Raw genomic sequence first — 16,243 nt, 5'->3', positions numbered from 1 at the left:
CTGTTGCAAACGATTGCTTCGGCTGTTGTACCGCAATACTGCGGTACAACACTTCAAAAACCGCCAAATCAGTGTATCGTACCGCATCGCCCCGGCTCCCATATTGACGACGACCGTTAGCGTTGGGGATTTTTACCATGTGGCAAGCGTTTCGATGGTATCCAGTCCGTCTTGGCGATGTGGTTCGTCGAGGTTGTTCCAGTATGGGGAGTCCTCGGTGAGCTTGTCATGCAGGAGCTTGATGCGTTTGCGGTCGGTGTTGCTGTGCAGACGTGCGAGTTCGGCATCGGGACCGGGGATGAGCGATGCGAGCATGGCGGCGTCGTAAAGATGTCGGTCGCCGTAGCCGGCGTGATCGGCACTGTAGGCCGCGCTCTTGAGTATCAGTACGCCAAGCAGATCCGGGATGCGAATCACGGCATCAACATCGCTTCGATCATCGACGAGACGAACCTGCATGCTACGCTCCACAGCCTGCGCTCCGCCCGGCATGGACAATACCGGCGTGCCGGAGATGGTCGCATCGGCCCCGAGGAACTTGGGCAGATGGTCGGCGACCAGCAGATCCACGACGTCACCGTTCGGTGCGCTCATGCGGGTCGTGTATCCGGTCAGCGTGCCCGGCTGCGTCTCGAACCCACGGGAAGCAAGGATATTACGCAGTCTGGCAATACCGCGTCGGTCGGCCATGAAATCGACGAGCAAATCGGCGTCGGTGGTGGGACGTGCGATCAATCCACCCATGATGGCGTGCAGTTGGACCATGAGCCCACCCGCAAGAAGCCATGATTCCGGGATGTCGGCAGCGGCGACCGCGTATACGGTGCTCCAGGGATGACCCGTGCCGAGCATGTGGATTGTCGGAATCATGTCTGATGCTCCTTGCGGTGGTAGTCGTCGATCAGCTGTTGAAGGGTTTCCAATCCAGCACGCTGCTCTCTCGGATCATCGGATTCGGCCAGGTCGGCCGCACAGACACCGAGAGGCATCGGCCCTTCTCCGACGGGAAGATCGCCGGCGACGTGGAGCCTTGCTCGGATGGGCGTCACGTTTTGCTTCAGCCGGCATTGCTGGACGACATCATCCAGGGCGTCGGCGGTGACATAGCCTTCCACCACGTCCGTGGCGGTCAGCCGGAACAAGTCCGCCAATGTTCCGGTGGCGGCGGAAGGACGAATGAAGTCCGCAACCTTGCCGAGATTGGAATCCCTGCACCAATAGTCGACCGTCGTCGCGCGCCTCCGGACAAGACGGGTCAGATTCTCCACATCCACCTGCCTCAGATATCCCTTGAGTCGATACCGTTGCTGCCGGCCCAGCCACGACGCGTCGAGTCCACTGAGCACGTACAGCGCGGCGAACGCCATGTCCGGCGAATACGGACGCCCACCTGCACCTTGCCACCGTGCCTGGCGCCGCACGGAATTCTCCGTGACCAACGCGCCGTTCCCTGCGGAAAACGATTCAAGCCGGCCCGCAGCGCAAAGCGCGCTGACCCGCCGCTCACTCACTCCGAGTCGCCGGGCAGCTTCCGCACGTGTAAGCAACGTGTGATTCGTCCTAATAGCCACATCACTATTGTATACATAACCATTCCTAATTGAGAATAGTTATGTATACATTTTCCGGAAACCGCCCTTGCCCCATGTATACAAATCAGATCCTTCGGCGGTCCGCATTCGGCGGAAAAGCGGCAAAAACGACGAAGGCTCCCCATGATGGGGAGCCTTCGCAAATTTGGCCTAAAACTACGACCGTGCTCTCAGGCCACGACTGCGCCGGATGCCGTCAGCGGGGCAGCATCATCGGGCGGTCGCTGGCCTTGATCGGGGCGGGCAGCTCGCTGGTCTTCTCGCTGGACAGGTACTCGTCCACGGCGGCGGCGCAGGAGCGGCCCTCCGCGATGGCCCAGACCACGAGGCTCTGGCCACGGCCGGCGTCGCCGCACACGAACACGCCGTCCTGCGAGGTGGCGAAGTTGTCATTGCGGGCGATGTTGCCGCGCTTGTCGAGTTCGACGGGCAGCTGGTCGAGCAGCGTGGTGGTGTCCGGGTGCAAGAAGCCCACGGAGATGAGCACGAGGTCGGCGGGCAGCACGCGCTCGGTGCCGGGCTGGCGGGTGAACGGGCCGTTCTCGCCGGGGGCCACGGAGACCACCTTGAGGCCGGTCACATGACCGTGCTCGTCCGCCACGAAGCCTTCGGCGGTGGTGGAGTTCTCGATCTTCACCTTGGCCTGCTCCTCCTCGGACCCGATGAAGTTCACGGAGTCGGTGCTGTACAGGTAGGTGCCGCCCTCGGCCATGGACGTGGTCTTCTGGTAGGTGCGGGCGAAGGTCGGCCACGGCTGGTTGGCCGGACGGGTCTCCGGCTCTTTCGGCATGATCTGCAGCACGGTCACGTCCTTGGCACCCTGGCGGATCGAGGTGCCGAGGCAGTCGGAACCGGTGTCGCCGCCACCGATAACGATGACGTGCTTGTCCTTGGCGGTGATGTCGTTGACGGGCTTGACGCCGAAGACGCGGCGCGTGGCGTCCGGCAGGAAGTCGAGGGCGAAGTGGATGCCGTCGAGCTCGCGACCGGGAATCTTCATGTCGCGCGGCACGCGGGAGCCGATGGCCACCACGACGGCGTCGTAGCGGTCGCGCAGGTCGTCCCACGAGATGTCCTTGCCGATCTCCACGTTGGTGCGGAAGCGCGTGCCTTCGGCCTCCATCTGCTCCACACGACGGTCGAGCAGCCCCTTCTCGAGCTTGAAGTTCGGGATGCCGTAGCGCATGAGGCCGCCGATGGCATCGTCCTTCTCGTAGACGACCACGGTGTGGCCGGCGCGGGTGAGCTGCTGGGCGGCGGCGAGGCCGGCGGGGCCGGAGCCCACCACGGCCACGGTCTGGTCGGTCAGACGCTGCGGCGGCAGGGGCTTGACGTAATCCAGATCCCATGCCTGATCGATGATCGTGCACTCGTCGTTCTTGATCATCGTCGGCGGCTGATGGATGCCGAGCACGCAGGCCTGCTCGCACAGGGCCGGGCAGATGCGGCCGGTCACTTCGGGGAAGTTGTTGGTCTGGGACAGACGGTTGTAGGCGTCCTCCCACTTGCCCTGGCGCACCAGATCATTGAACTCGGGGATGACGTTGCCCAGCGGGCAGCCGGTCATGCAGAACGGGGTGCCGCAGTCCATGCAGCGTGCGGCCTGTTCGCGGGTCCACGGCTGCAGACCGGATTCGGCGTGGACGTCGAACCAGTCCTTGATGCGCTCCTCGATGGGTCGTTCGGCCAGCTCGCGGCGCGTACGGACCTTCAGGAATCCTCTCGGGTCGCCCATGTCAGCGCACTCCTTCCATGACGTGCTCGTAGACCTGATCCCAGGCTCCGGGCGAATTGAAATCGATGTCGTTGGCCTTGGCCTCTTCCATGGCGCGGGTCATGGCCAGATACTGCTTCGGCACCACATGCGTGAAGCGCTTGACGGTCTCGTTCCAGTCCTCGAGCAGGGCCGAGGCGAACTGGGAGCCGGTCTCCTCCGCGTGGCGCTTGACGAGGTCGTACACCAGCTTGGAGGTCTCGGAGTCCAGGGACTTGAAGAGCAGCGCGCCGGACTTGATGGCGCCCGGATTGACCTTCTTCATGTCGAGGTCGAGCACGTAGGTGTTGCCGCCGGAGAAGCCGGCGCCGAAGTTGCGGCCGGTGGGGCCGAGCACCACCACGGTGCCGCCGGTCATGTACTCGCAGCCGTGGTCGCCCACGCCCTCGACGACGAACGTGGCACCGGAGTTGCGCACGGCGAATCGCTCGCCTGCGCGCCCGGCCACGAACATCTCACCGGAGGTGGCGCCGAAGCCGGTCACGTTGCCGGCGATAACGTTCTCGTGGCGATCGAAGGTGACGTTGGTCTCCGGACGCACGATCATGCGGCCGCCGGACAGGCCCTTGCCGGCGTAGTCGTTGACTTCGCCGTAGATGCGCAGGGTCTCGCCGCGCGGGATGAACGCGCCGATGGACTGGCCGCCGGAGCCGTGCAGGGTCATGTCGATGGTGTCGTCGGGCAGGCCCGGCTCGCCGTAGCGGCGGGTGATCTCGTAGCCGACCATCGTGCCGACCGTGCGGTTGACGTTGCGAATCGGCATCTCGATGCGCACCGGCTCCTTGCGCTCCAGCGCCGGCTCGGCGAGCTTGATGAGCTCGTTGTCGAGCGACTTCTCGAGCTCGTGGTTCTGCTCGATGGTCTGGTGCAGAATCGTGCCCGGCACCGGACCGGCCTGCTTGAGCACGTTCGACAGGTCGATGCCGTTGGACTTCCAGCGCTTGATGGCCTCGTTCTGATCCAGGCACTCGACGTGGCCGACGGCCTCCTCGAGCGTCCTGAAGCCGAGCTGGGCGAGGATCTCGCGCACCTCCTCGGCGATGAACATGAAGAAGTTGACCACGCTTTCGGGCTTGCCGCGGAAGCGGGCGCGAAGCTCCGGGTCCTGCGTGGCGATGCCCTGCGGACAGGTGTTCTTCTGGCAGGCGCGCATCATGACGCAGCCCTCGACGATCAGCGCGGCGGTGGCGAAGCCGAACTCCTCGGCGCCCAGCAGGGCGGCGATGACCACGTCGCGGCCGGTCTTGAGCTCGCCGTCGCACTGGACGACGATGCGGGAGCGCAGGCCGTTCAGGATCAGCGTCTGCTGGGTTTCGGACAGGCCGATCTCCCACGGCGTGCCGGCGTGGCGGATGGCGTTGAGCGGGGCCGCGCCCGTGCCGCCGTCGTAACCGGAGATGAGCACCACGTCGGCATGGCACTTGGCCACGCCGGCCGCGATGGTGCCGACGCCGAACTCGGAGACGAGCTTGACGTGGATGCGAGCCTTCGGGTTGGCGAGCTTCGCATCGTAGATCAACTGCTTCAGATCCTCGATGGAGTAGATGTCGTGGTGCGGCGGCGGGGAGATGAGCTCCACGCCCGGGGTGGCGTGGCGCACGGTGGCGATCCACGGCGGCACCTTGGCTCCCGGCAGGTGGCCGCCCTCACCGGGCTTGGCGCCCTGGGCGAGCTTGATCTGCAGGTCGGTGGCGTGCACGAGGTAGTCGGAGGTGACGCCGAAGCGCGCGGAGGCGATCTGCTTGATGCGGCTGTAGCGCTGCGGGTCCTCGATGCGGTCGTCGGACTCGCCACCCTCGCCGGAGTTGGAGCGCGCGCCGATCGAGTTCATCGCGATGGCGAGCGTCTCGTGGGCCTCCTGGCTGATGGAGCCGTAGCTCATGGCGCCGGTGGAGAAGCGCTTGACGATTTCGCTGGCCGGCTCGACCTCGGAGATGTCGATGGGCTTGCGGGTCTCGTTGAACTTCATCAGGCCACGCAGTGTCATGATGCGGTTCGACGTGTCGTTGATGTGGTGCGAGTACTTCTTGAACATCTGGTAGTCGCCGCGCTGGGTCGACTGCTGGAGCAGGAAGATGGCCTCCGGGTCGTTGAGGTGATCCTCGCCGGTGCGACGCCACTTGTACAGGCCGCCGGTGCGCAGGTTGCGGTGCGGGGCCGCGGTCCACTGGTTCGGGTAGGCCACGCGGTGGCGGATGGCCACCTCCTCGGCGAGCTCGTCGAGGCCCACGCCGCCCACGCGGGAGGTGGTGCCGGTGAAGTACTCGTCCACGACCTCCTGGTTGAGGCCGACGGCCTCGAACAGCTGGGCGCCGCGGTAGCTCATGATGGTGGAGACGCCCATCTTGGACATGATCTTGAGCACGCCGATGGACAGGGCCTTGGTGAGGTTCTTCACGGCGGTGTCCGCATCCACCTTGAGGTAGCCGGTACGCGCCAGGTTCTCCACGGATTCGAACGCCAGGTACGGGTTCACGCAGGCGGCGCCGTAGGCAATAAGCAGGGCCACATGATGCACCTCGCGCACGTCTCCGGCCTCGACGGCCATGGAGATCTGCGTGCGGGTGTGGCGGCGCAGCAGGTGGTGCTGCACGGCGGAGGTGAGCAGCAGCGACGGGATCGGACCCCACGTGTGGTTGGATTCACGGTCGGAGAGCACGATGAAGTTCTTGCCGTCCTCGATGGCCTGGTCGATCTCGGTGAAGATCTCGTCCAGACGCTCCTTCAGGGCCTTGCCGCCGCCGGCCACCTGGTACAGGCCCTTGACCACGTACGGGCGGTAGTAGCCGCCGAGCACGCGGGCCTTGTCGAGTCGCTTCAGCTGGGCCATCTCGTCGGAGTTGACCACGGGCAGCGGAATGAGGATCTTCTTGGCGTGCAGCTCGGAATCGGCCAGCAGGTTCGGCTCGGGGCCGATGGCGGATTCGAGGGAGGTGACGATCTCCTCGCGCTCCCAGTCGAGCGGCGGGTTGGTCACCTGCGCGAACTTCTGGTGGAAGTAGTCGAAGAGCATGCGGCTGCGGTTCGACAGGGCCGGCAGCGGGGTGTCGTTGCCCATGGAGCCCAGCGGCTCCTTGCCGGTGTTGGCCATCGGGGTGAGCAGGAGCTTCAGGTCCTCCTCGGTGTAGCCGAAGGCGCGCTGACGGCGCTGGACGGACTGGCCGGAGTGGTTCACATGCTCGCGCTTGGGCAGGTCGGAGAGCTCCACGGAGTTGCCCTCGACCCACTTGCGGTACGGGTGCTGGGCGGCGAGGTTCTTCTTGATCTCCTCGTCCGGGATGATGCGGCCCTCGGCGGTGTCCACAAGGAACATCTTGCCCGGCTCGAGGCGGCCGTTGGCCACCACATGCTCCGGGGCGTTCTCGGGGATGACGCCGGCCTCGGATGCCAGCACAAGGTAGCCGTCGTCGGTGAGCTGCCAGCGGCCGGGGCGGAAGCCGTTGCGGTCGAGCAGGGCGCCCACCTGGGTGCCGTCGGTGAAGACGATGTCGGCCGGGCCGTCCCACGGTTCGATGAGCGTGTTGTTGTACTCGTAGAAGGCACGAACGTCCGGGTCGAGGCTCAGATCCTTCTCCCATGCCGGCGGCAGCATCATGCAGATGGCATGCGGCAGGGATCGGCCGGCGAGGTGCAGCAGCTCGAGGCATTCGTCGAAGGTGCCGGAATCGGAGTAGCCGGGCGTGGTGATCGGCAGCAGCGGCTTGAACTCGCCGAGCAGTTCAGAGCTCAGGCGGCCCTCGCGGGCGGACAGCCAGTTGCGGTTGCCCTGAATGGTGTTGATCTCGCCGTTGTGGGCCAGCAGGCGGAACGGCTGGGCCAGCGGCCAGCTCGGGAACGTGTTGGTGGAGAAGCGGGAGTGGACGATGGCGATGACGGCCTTCATGCGCCCGTCGTTGAGGTCCGGGAAGAACTTGGTGAGCTGCATGGTGGTGAGCATGCCCTTGTACGTGATGGTACGGGCCGAGAGGGAGGCGAAGTACACGCCCACCTCATGCTCCACGCGCTTGCGGATGCGGAAGGTCTTGCGGTCGAGGTCGATGCCGGCGAGGGAACCATCCGGGGAGGCGACCACAAGGGTCTTGAAGCCCGGCATGGCGGCGAGCGCCTGCAGGCCGAGGCCGTCCGGGTTGGTGGGCACCACGCGCCAAGCGAGCACTTCGAGGCCCTCCTCGCGCACGATCCTGGCGATGGCCTGCTCCTGCTGGCCGGAGGTCTCGATGTCGCGGTCGAGGAACGCGATGCCGGCGGCGTAATGGCCCTCCTCGGGCAGGTCGGTGGGGATGGTGGCACGCATGAACTCGTCCGGCATGCTCATCAGGATGCCGGCGCCGTCGCCCGTGTTCTCCTCGGCACCCACGGCACCGCGGTGATCCAGGTTGACCAGCACCTCGATGGCGTCGGTGACGATCTTGCGTTCCGGACGCTTGTTCAAGGTGGTGACCATACCCACACCACAGGCGTCATGCTCGTTGGAGGGGTCGTACATGCCGTCCGGAGCATGGACCGTGAGATCAAGCGGGGCTTTGAATGTCACCGAAATCACCTCAATTGCTTATGGGCGCGCTCACAGACGTGCCACTTCCTAAGTTGCTGTTGACAGAGTAGCGTTGCGGTATGTCGATTGCGTTTCGCTGTCCATATACCGAATTGCAGAAAAAGTCAAGGCTTGATTTTAGCCGATTTTGCTGATAAGCCGCGCCGGGAATTACACCTGCAGCACGCGAGTCACCTGCTCGATATTCGCAGGACGTCAATGTCAGCGTTCCGTGTCCGCCACGAAATCAACGAGTTCCTTCAGATTCGCCGACCAGAAAATGGCGACACCGGCTTTCTGCGCCAGTTCGAGGTTGTCGACGGCGAAAACCCCTTGCAGGACGCAGCCACCCACGATTCCATTACTGCCGAACATGCGGTTCCATTTGACGATTTTGTCTACCGTCTCATGGTTGAGTCGTTTGTATGAATTCACCGCCGTATTCGACACCTTGCATTCCAGAGCCATGATTCTGCCGTCATACAGTCCGAAAACCACATCGGCCTTGACTCCATCGATCGAGGTCTCCTTATGGAATATCTCACCGGGTTTCGGCCCGTCCGACAGCATCCGGAAATCACGAGCCTTGACCATCCGGTACCCGGCCCCATCGATTAATGCCCTGCGCACCGCCTCCTCCTGCGACTGTGATTGCTTGTTTCTGAGCATCGTCTTGGTCTTCTGGTCGGCCACCAGCGCTGCGACGGCATGCTTGGCCGCGTTCAATTCGCTTTCGGTCGGATCCACCCCGCTGCCGAACCATGGGAAAACCCGGGTGTTCAGGTTACGGAGAAGATACTCCATGGCCAATGCCGCGTTTCCCGGCTGACTCAGTCTTCCTTTTGCTGTGGTGTTCGTCTCGGATAGTTTCTTGAAATCATCGGAACTGACCGTAGGCCGTTCCATATACCGCAAAACATCGAGATATCCTTCTTCGAATAGCTGAGCCGCCATGGCCTCGAGATTCGACAATTGGCCGGTCGTCGAGAGAACATGCTCGATTTCGGCGTAAGCCGTGTCAAAAGCGGAATCATAGAAGGCGGCAGTCGACGCTTCCGCATCCGTTCTCGTTCGCTTGAAATGCTCGCCGGCGATTGCCGCCGACTCCGCAAGCTCCATTCGCGTGAATCGTTTCGGCTGTTTGAAATCCATGGCTCATGCCTCCAAAGTCTCCAACGCGGGCACCATGATGGCCTCCGCCTCACGAGGCTCGAATTTGACGAGACCTCCGCAGTAGGTTCTTCCATCAGCCGTATCGACCGATTCGTTCAGAAACGTCGCGAGCCGATCCAATGCCTTCGGCGTCATATTCACACATGGGTAAAGTCCGTGCACGACGTTCAGCATAGGCAGTTTCCGACGATTCACGACGAACGTCGGCTTGCCCCTTCCCATATACGTCATTAATATCGCCGGAGGCTGCGGAGGCCTGATGGACCACCACTTTCTCCTATGACGCGCTACGTAACCCGTATCGACGCCCTGGGATTCGCCTTGCGCGATGATGTACTCCGCCGCTTTATGCGAGGCGGAATTCAAATCCTCGGTGTTCTCGGGAAGCACTATCAGCCTGCCCAGCGATTCAGGCGACGACTGCGCTATGCAATCCCCCATGATCTCCCTCGCATGCGCGATAACCGGAACGGTAAGCTCATCGGGGATGCCATCCAGATCGTCCGGCCGACGCACCCAGAACTTATTGTCCCCGGTGACCACACCCCTGTGCACCTTCGCCAGCGATCCAAGGGGAACCATGCCGTCCGGCTCGTTCCTCCGATCATCAACGCCCTCGGATTCAATCAGTCGCGTCCAACGCGTGTCACCACTGAGAAGACTGACGGGAATCAGCCTGCTCGCGTTGTCCGGGAATCGGATCAGCACCTCATCGGTTTTATGACCAAAGGCTACAACCACAGCCGTCGTGTCAGCCGTCTCGAACACCTGGCTCGTCTTGTCGAACAAACGCAATTCGTCCAACCCCAGACGTTCCGTCAGGAGCCTGCGCACGAAAGAGCCATAGTTGACATCCATCCATTCGGCGCTCGTCACCAGCACCCCATAGTCTCCATGCCTCCATTGCCTTGCGATGGAAGCGAGGAAATGCACATGGAGACCGGACAGCCCACTCGCTTTCAGTCCCAGTTGCTTCGCAACGGATTTGAATCGGGCCTTGGTCTCATTGTCGATATCGTGATGCCTGATGTATGGGGGGTTCCCAATCCACAGCACGGGACCATCGCCCGGCCGGCCCACCTCATAATCGGTGAAATCGGCCTGAACCACCTCCACCCGGGAGGCCAGTCCGGCAGCGACGACGTTTGCCCTGCACATCGCAATCGCGTCCGACGAATTATCCACCGCCAGCACCCGCGCGTCGGGGAATCTCCTGGCACACGCCAGAGCGTATCTACCGCTGCCACACCCGCAATCGACTATCAACGACGGACGTATTTGCCGATAGGCCATCTCGACCATTTCCTCAACGATTGCAGACGGCGTATAGGTACTGCCGCTGGAGCGACGCATCTCGGCGGTATTACAGCCCATATATGCGTCCCCCAGTAGATCATCCCCGGCGGCGAGGGACAAGGAGAGCTCTCCCGCTGATCGCGACCCCAGAGAGACTTCCGCCGCATATCGGCGAATGTCCTCATTGGAGAGAAGGTCGTTCACCGAACCACCCCCTTGCCGTTTATCGCTTCGAATGGCAGTCCATGCTCCCGAACTGCCGCCTTGAGGAACATGGCGGCCGCTCCAGCCATACTCAATCCCGATGGTTCGAACGTCCTCGTGGTCTCGTCCTTCAGCCCGGGTTCGAGGTGTATGGTCATGGTCGGCGTATCCGCCATGCCCGTCTCCTTCCTGCCTGTTCCATAGATATGAACAGTGTACTTGCATTCGTCGCGCGTCAATGTTCCAGCAGCCCATGATCCGACCTCCCAAATTTGGAACGTTTGTTCGAATATAGGCAATCGTAAACCCGGATTACAGCCGACGGTAAAATTTTACCGACACAGACCGATTTCCAACGATTTCCGGCCATGGCAGAACCGACACAGCCGACCCGTGGTCACATCCGTCGAAGCCGCATTCGCCAAACAGCCCCGACTGGCGTGCCGGACGCTCTCACAATGTGGTTCGTGGCTCGTAGCTCCGGCCGCTCCGCGCCTGCGAGCAGAGCGTGGACGCAATCGTGCAGTTCGGGTCGCGCGAGTGCGCCCGTCTCCGGATAGAGCGGTTCCGCAATAGGTCATCAAATCGTCGCGGTCGCCGAAATAGTTGTAGAACTTGGCGCGAATCGCGAAGAAGGCCGGATTCACCGTCGCGGAAATCCATACGGATGCACGCGTCCATCGGCGATCGATGCCGGCCGGCGGAACCGTCTTGGGTCATTTCCTCCCCAGCATGAGCAGTCGCGTGACCTGCTCCGCGGTGCGTTCCACATTCGCCGACGCATCCTCAAGCAGATCCTGCAAGGTGGCCGCACCGGGGGCGATGCCGAAGATGGCGTCGATGCCGACGGCATGCAGCTCGTCGATGCCCTCGCCCACATGACCGGCGATGGCGACGACCGGCCTGCCATAGCGCTTGGCGGTCTCGGCCACCCCGGCGGGGGTCTTGCCGTATCGCGTCTGGGCGTCGATCGACCCCTCCCCGGTGAACACCACATCCGCCCACCGGACCGCATCGGGCAATCCCACGGTCTCGATGACGACGTCCACGCCATGACGGAACCCGGCATCGAGAAAGCCCCTCAACGCCGCACCGATGCCGCCAGCCGCCCCGGCACCGGGAACACCGGCCACGTCCACGGACAGCCGCCGCTCGACAACCCCGGCGAAGCGGCCGAGCGCGCGGTCCAGCAGCGCGACGTCGTCGGCGGTCGCGCCCTTCTGCGGGCCGAACACGGCACTGGCACCCTGCGGACCGACCAGAGGATTGGGGACGTCGCACGCGGCGATCACCTCGACGTCATGCAGCCGCGCATCGAGCCCCGAAACATCGATGTCGGCCAGCCGAGCCAGCGCCGCTCCCCCGGACGGCAGCTCGCGGCCTTCATCATCGAGCAGCCGCACGCCAAGCGCCTGAAGCATGCCGGCACCCGCGTCGCTGGTCGCACTGCCGCCGAGCCCGACGATGATCCTGGTCGCGCCGTCATCCAATGCCGCGCGGATGAGCTCGCCGGTGCCATATGACGAGGTGATCAGCGGATTGCGTTCGGAAGGCGCAAGCAATGCCAGACCACTCGCCGCGGCGACCTCCACGACTGCGGTCGCACCGTCGCCGAGCAGGCCGTATTCCGCCGTGATGCCGCGGCCCAATGGGTCGTGAGCCGCTGTCGTCCGCATCGAACCGCCCGTGGCATCGACCAGCGCGCGGGTCGTACCCTCGCCGCCATCGGCCATGGGCAGCAGGCGGATTTCGGCATCGGGGTCGGCCCTGCGGATGCCTGCCGCCATGGCCTGCGCCGCTTCAGATGCGGTCAGGCTTTCCTTGAACGAATCGGGGGCGCATACATATCGGGCGTATCGGGTATTTCCGGTCATGGCATCAGCTTATCCATCACATCGCCATATCCCCACCCCGGCAATCCAGAGTTAGCTGATTTACCGCCACCGATGTCACAAAACCATGCAGCCCGCACGCCGAGCCCGGCGAAGGCGGCGGGATGAGACGTCCAGCACCTTTCATCGCGCCGGAGAAGGCGTCGAGCGTGCGCAATGCGCCGCGGGATAGTTTTGCATTCAGGTCCTTTTTCATGTCACGTCCCTTTCATTTTCTCGTTGGCTCCTTTGGCGCCATCCGGTAATGGCGCCGGGCTGCCGGCGTACTCGTCACCGGCAACGTGATGGTAGACCGAACACAGCTCGGCGAACCGGGCAACGTCGCCGTCGAGGACGAGCGCGACCTTGACATGCTGCGTCGGTGGGCCGCTGCGGGAACCCGCAACGGCGCCCATTGCTGGATGCAGATCAACCACCCCGGACGCCAATCCCCCATCACCATCAACCAACATCCGTACGCGCCCAGCGGCGGCAAACTGGAAGGAGACTACGGACGCTTCTTCGCCGAACCGACCGCACTCACCGTCGAGCAGATTCACGACATCGTGCGCCGATTCGCCACGACGGCGCGAATCGCGAAGAAGGCCGGATTCACCGGTGTGGAAATCCATGCGGCCCACGGCTACCTCATCAACCAGTTCCTCTCCCCCGAGGACAACCGGCGAACCGACGAATACGGCGGCGACATAGAGCATCGCTCGCGATTCCTGTTCGAAGTGTTCGCCGCGGTGCGCGAGGCCGTCGGACCCGATTTCCCGGTCGCGGTGAAGCTCAACTCCAGCGACGTGCCGATCGCCGTGAAGATCGACGAGCGCGGCGGGTCGTTCTCAGGCTTCGATGAGAAGGAGTCCATCTGGGTCATGAAGCAGCTCGAGAAGCGCGGTGTCGACCTGATCGACATCTCCGGCGGCACACTCGAGAAGCCGGTCATCCAAACCAACAGTGGCGCACTCGAGGATCGCAGGCGCGGCGTGTACTTCACCGAATTCGCCAGACGCGTCAAGGGCGAGCTCACCGTGCCGGTGGCGCTGACCGGCGGGTTCCGCAACGCGCGGGACATGGAGCGCGCGCTCGACGAGGGAATCACGCAGATGATCGGCATCGCACGCCCGCTGGCCCTCGTGCCCGACCTGCCGAAGCGGATCATCCGCGACCGTTGGGAGGGCAGCGTGGACTTGCCGTGGGTGACGACCGGAGTCAAGGCGCTCGACCGTGCGTTCGGCGGCATCCTCGTCATCAGCTGGTTCGAGCTGCAGATGAACCGCATCGGACACGGAAAACGTCCCGATCCACGGATCGGCGGATTGCGTGCGCTGTGCTTCGCGATCGGCAAGCACGGACCCGCGGCGCTCGCACCGCGCCGACGCAAGGGCCATCAGTGAACATCCATGACAGACAGCCGAGAAACAACCTTCGGGAGGCATACCATGACGACACCCAACAACACTGAACACGCCAACATCGCAGTGATCACCGGGGCCTCGTCCGGTCTGGGGGAACAGTTCTACGAGACCATCGCACACCGATACCCCGATATTGACGAGATCTGGCTGATCGCGCGGCGCAAGGAACGGCTGGAAGCGCTGGCTGAACGATTCATGGATATCCATGCGCATGTGCGCGCCATGTCGTTCGACCTTGCGCAACCATCCTCCTATGAAGAACTGTCCTCCATACTCGCCGAGGAACAGCCGGTCGTACGTGTGCTGATCAACAACGCCGGATTCGAACGCGAAGGATTACTGCGCGGCATGGCCCCCAAGGATATTCTTGCGATGATCGATCTCAACATCATGGGCATGACGATGGTGAACCGCGTGTTTCTGCCGTATATGCGCGCTGGCTCATTCGAAGTAATCACCGGATCGGTCTCCTCATTCGCCCCGATCCCATGGCAGACGGCGTATTCGGCGAGCAAGGCGTACACCCGTTTCCTCGCGCGGGCATTGCATGAGGAGGAGCGCAAGCGTGGCGTGAACGTGCTGCTGATGAGCCCCGGAAACATGAACACCGAAATGAACGTGCAGGGCACCTCGACCGGCAAGCTCGGACATCTGCCCTATCTCGACCTCAAACGCGAAACCGCACGCACACTCATGATGGCCGAACGCGGGCACGCCACCTACACGCCGATGCTGTTCTACAAGCTCTACCGGGCGTTTGCGAAGCTCATGCCGAGCGCGCTCGCCGTCAAAGTCACCAGCTTCGAGGACTGATCCGGCCGGCGACTGCCTACAGCCTACAGCCTACAACCGCCGGCCGGTGAAGGGCATGGGCCTGCGATGGGGCGCGACGGCCGTACCCACAACCGATCCGTCGGGTTCGGACACGTCAGCATCGAGGTGGACGGTGAGCGGGCCGAAGGGCAGACGCACGCGAATGTCGAACGAATGCCGCGTTCCGTCGCGCACGCCATCACGGTAGGATGCTACGATTCCCATGATTTTCGCCTTGCCGTGGAACGAGGTTCGGGTCGCGTCATCGTAGGAGACGATCACAGGGATCGCGATTACGCCCACCGGCGAGTTGAGCCGCACGTCATAGCGGGCGGTGAGTGACGGGTCGTCGCCGGAATCGGGCGCAAGGCGCGCGGCGGCGGCATCGCGGACGGCCCCGGCGATCCTTGGGGCGGCCTCGTGCGGCGGGACGGGCACGCGCACGGCCACATGCCTATGCGGGAAGAGATCGTGCAGGAGCCGGACATACCACCGTCCGTCCCGCTCCCCCACCGCATTCCCCGTGGGCTCGGAAGCCGCCCGGGCCAATGCCGGGATCCCAGCGAGCTTCGGGTTGACGGCGAGCGCATTGCCGGTGAACGCCATGCGCTTCTGCTCCTCGGTGAGCTTGTCGGTCCCTTCCAGCGCTCGAGCCTGGCCGAGCACCGCCTCGATGGGCGTGTAGGGGATGTCCGACCCGTACAGCAGGTGGGTGTCCGGCACGTTGCGTAGAAGGTCGGCAAGCTGCTTGGGCTCACTGAATCCGGCAAGGTCGTAGTACACATGGGACATGGCGTCCATATAGTCGACACGACGGTCCGGGTCAGCGAAGCGCAGCATGAACGCGAAGCTTTCGAACCGGTCGGCGAGGACGGAGACGAACGCGCCGGCATGCGGCATCACCCAGCGGATGTTCGGGAACTTGACGAACGTATCCTCCAGCACCATGTTGGTGAAGGCCCGCGTGGTTTCCACGAAGTATTCGAAAGCAGGAAGGGACAGGCCCTCGCACGCGCCGGGCACGGACACGGGCGGCGCGGTGGGATGGACGATCGCCATTGCGCCGCGGCCGTCCAGTTCGCGCATCACCGGATCGAGTCGGGGGTCACCCAGATACACGCCATGGTGGTTGGTCGTCAGTCCCACGCCGTCGGCCTTGAGCTCGTCGAGCGCACGCCGGGCCTCTTCCACGGATGCCTCGGCCCATGGCAGGGGCAGTGTGGCAATCAGCCCGAACCGGGTCGGGTTCTCGGCGACGATTGCCGCCCCCTGATCGTTGATCTTCCGGGCCAGCCGCAGGCAGTCGTACACCTGCGGCAGGAAGACATTCGGCGAGGAGAGTTCCAGATGTGCGTAGGCGATGCCGAGCAGGTCCATCTTGTCGCGCTGCCAGTCAGGGGTCCAGTAGTCGGGCGTGGGATAGCCGTCCGGGTTTCCGGGATAATGCGCGCGCAGGAATTCCAGATACGCAGGCGGCAAGTAGTGCGACTGGAAGTCGATCTTGCCACGGAAGCGCAGCGGGGCAGCATCATTCGATTCGACCGGATGGTTCATGGTTTTCC

General features: G+C 63.5%; 11 protein-coding genes and 1 pseudogene. 2 read left to right on the top strand and 10 right to left on the bottom strand.

All coding sequences use genetic code 11. The annotated features are described in order from the left end of the window. Positions 1 to 132: 132 nt before the first annotated feature. The 9 genes from BMYO_RS12265 to BMYO_RS11600 all read right to left on the bottom strand — a co-directional run bounded on the left by BMYO_RS12265 (position 133) and on the right by BMYO_RS11600 (position 12,661). Positions 133 to 870 (bottom strand): hypothetical protein, encoded by a 738-nt coding sequence (locus BMYO_RS12265; protein ID WP_233428267.1) that lies wholly within the window; start codon positions 868 to 870, stop codon positions 133 to 135. After that, positions 867 to 1,421 (bottom strand): hypothetical protein, encoded by a 555-nt coding sequence (locus tag BMYO_RS10940; protein WP_233428266.1) that lies wholly within the window; start codon positions 1,419 to 1,421, stop codon positions 867 to 869. The genes BMYO_RS12265 and BMYO_RS10940 overlap by 4 nt, the downstream gene beginning before the upstream one ends. Positions 1,422 to 1,788: 367 nt before the next feature. Continuing rightward, the gene (locus BMYO_RS10935) at positions 1,789 to 3,327 is read right to left on the bottom strand and encodes a glutamate synthase subunit beta (RefSeq protein WP_094668490.1); all 1,539 of its coding nucleotides are present in this window, start codon (positions 3,325 to 3,327) and stop codon (positions 1,789 to 1,791) included. Position 3,328: 1 nt separating this feature from the next. Then, positions 3,329 to 7,900, bottom strand: a complete 4,572-nt coding sequence (gene gltB, locus BMYO_RS10930; RefSeq protein ID WP_094668505.1) for a glutamate synthase large subunit — start codon at positions 7,898 to 7,900, stop codon at positions 3,329 to 3,331. Between the two features lie 222 nt (positions 7,901 to 8,122). Then, complete coding sequence (locus BMYO_RS10925) at positions 8,123 to 9,052, bottom strand: XamI family restriction endonuclease (protein ID WP_094668489.1); 930 nt, start codon at positions 9,050 to 9,052, stop codon at positions 8,123 to 8,125. Positions 9,053 to 9,055: 3 nt separating this feature from the next. Beyond that, on the bottom strand, positions 9,056 to 10,573 hold the full coding sequence (locus BMYO_RS10920; RefSeq protein WP_094668488.1) for a methyltransferase domain-containing protein: 1,518 nt from the start codon (positions 10,571 to 10,573) through the stop codon (positions 9,056 to 9,058). Then, a complete protein-coding gene (locus BMYO_RS10915) occupies positions 10,570 to 10,749 on the bottom strand; it encodes a hypothetical protein (RefSeq protein WP_094668487.1) in 180 nt (59 codons plus the stop codon). Before BMYO_RS10915 ends, BMYO_RS10920 begins: the two co-directional genes overlap by 4 nt. A 540-nt stretch (positions 10,750 to 11,289) precedes the next feature. Then, positions 11,290 to 12,447 carry a glycerate kinase family protein gene (locus BMYO_RS10910; RefSeq protein ID WP_094668486.1) on the bottom strand — a complete coding sequence of 386 codons (1,158 nt, stop codon included), beginning with the start codon at positions 12,445 to 12,447 and terminating at the stop codon, positions 11,290 to 11,292. Between the two features lie 16 nt (positions 12,448 to 12,463). Then, entirely contained in the window at positions 12,464 to 12,661 is a 198-nt protein-coding gene (locus BMYO_RS11600; RefSeq protein WP_143249181.1) for a hypothetical protein, read from the bottom strand. 73 nt (positions 12,662 to 12,734) lie between these two features. On the opposite strand from BMYO_RS11600, the pseudogene BMYO_RS10905 reads away from it, so the two are divergent. Both BMYO_RS10905 and BMYO_RS10900 read left to right on the top strand, forming a co-directional pair. Continuing rightward, positions 12,735 to 13,847: pseudogene (locus BMYO_RS10905) on the top strand (oxidoreductase); the annotation flags it as partial. Positions 13,848 to 13,892: 45 nt separating this feature from the next. Then, entirely contained in the window at positions 13,893 to 14,681 is a 789-nt protein-coding gene (locus BMYO_RS10900) for an SDR family NAD(P)-dependent oxidoreductase (RefSeq protein ID WP_094668484.1), read from the top strand. 30 nt (positions 14,682 to 14,711) lie between these two features. Here BMYO_RS10900 and BMYO_RS10895 read toward each other — a convergent pair whose 3' ends face one another. Then, positions 14,712 to 16,235 (bottom strand): amidohydrolase family protein, encoded by a 1,524-nt coding sequence (locus BMYO_RS10895; RefSeq protein ID WP_158216991.1) that lies wholly within the window; start codon positions 16,233 to 16,235, stop codon positions 14,712 to 14,714. Between the last annotated feature and the right edge of the window lie 8 nt (positions 16,236 to 16,243).

The sequence above is a fragment of the Bifidobacterium myosotis genome, assembly GCF_002259745.1.
GTDB classification, from domain to species: Bacteria; Actinomycetota; Actinomycetes; order Actinomycetales; family Bifidobacteriaceae; genus Bifidobacterium; species Bifidobacterium myosotis.
The sequence above is the reverse complement of the archived record's forward strand: the minus strand, read 5'-3'. Positions and strand labels throughout refer to the sequence as shown.

Excerpts from the sequence above, each read along its gene's own strand:
- BMYO_RS10895 (WP_158216991.1), bottom strand. The coding sequence starts at position 16,235 with ATGAACCATCCGGTCGAATCGAATGATGCTGCCCCGCTGCGCTTCCGT.
- BMYO_RS10900 (WP_094668484.1), top strand. The coding sequence starts at position 13,893 with ATGACGACACCCAACAACACTGAACACGCCAACATCGCAGTGATCACC.
- BMYO_RS10910 (WP_094668486.1), bottom strand. The coding sequence starts at position 12,447 with ATGACCGGAAATACCCGATACGCCCGATATGTATGCGCCCCCGATTCG.
- BMYO_RS12265 (WP_233428267.1), bottom strand. The coding sequence starts at position 870 with ATGATTCCGACAATCCACATGCTCGGCACGGGTCATCCCTGGAGCACC.
- BMYO_RS10915 (WP_094668487.1), bottom strand. The coding sequence starts at position 10,749 with ATGGCGGATACGCCGACCATGACCATACACCTCGAACCCGGGCTGAAG.
- BMYO_RS11600 (WP_143249181.1), bottom strand. The coding sequence starts at position 12,661 with ATGAAAAAGGACCTGAATGCAAAACTATCCCGCGGCGCATTGCGCACG.
- BMYO_RS10935 (WP_094668490.1), bottom strand. The coding sequence starts at position 3,327 with ATGGGCGACCCGAGAGGATTCCTGAAGGTCCGTACGCGCCGCGAGCTG.
- BMYO_RS10925 (WP_094668489.1), bottom strand. The coding sequence starts at position 9,052 with ATGGATTTCAAACAGCCGAAACGATTCACGCGAATGGAGCTTGCGGAG.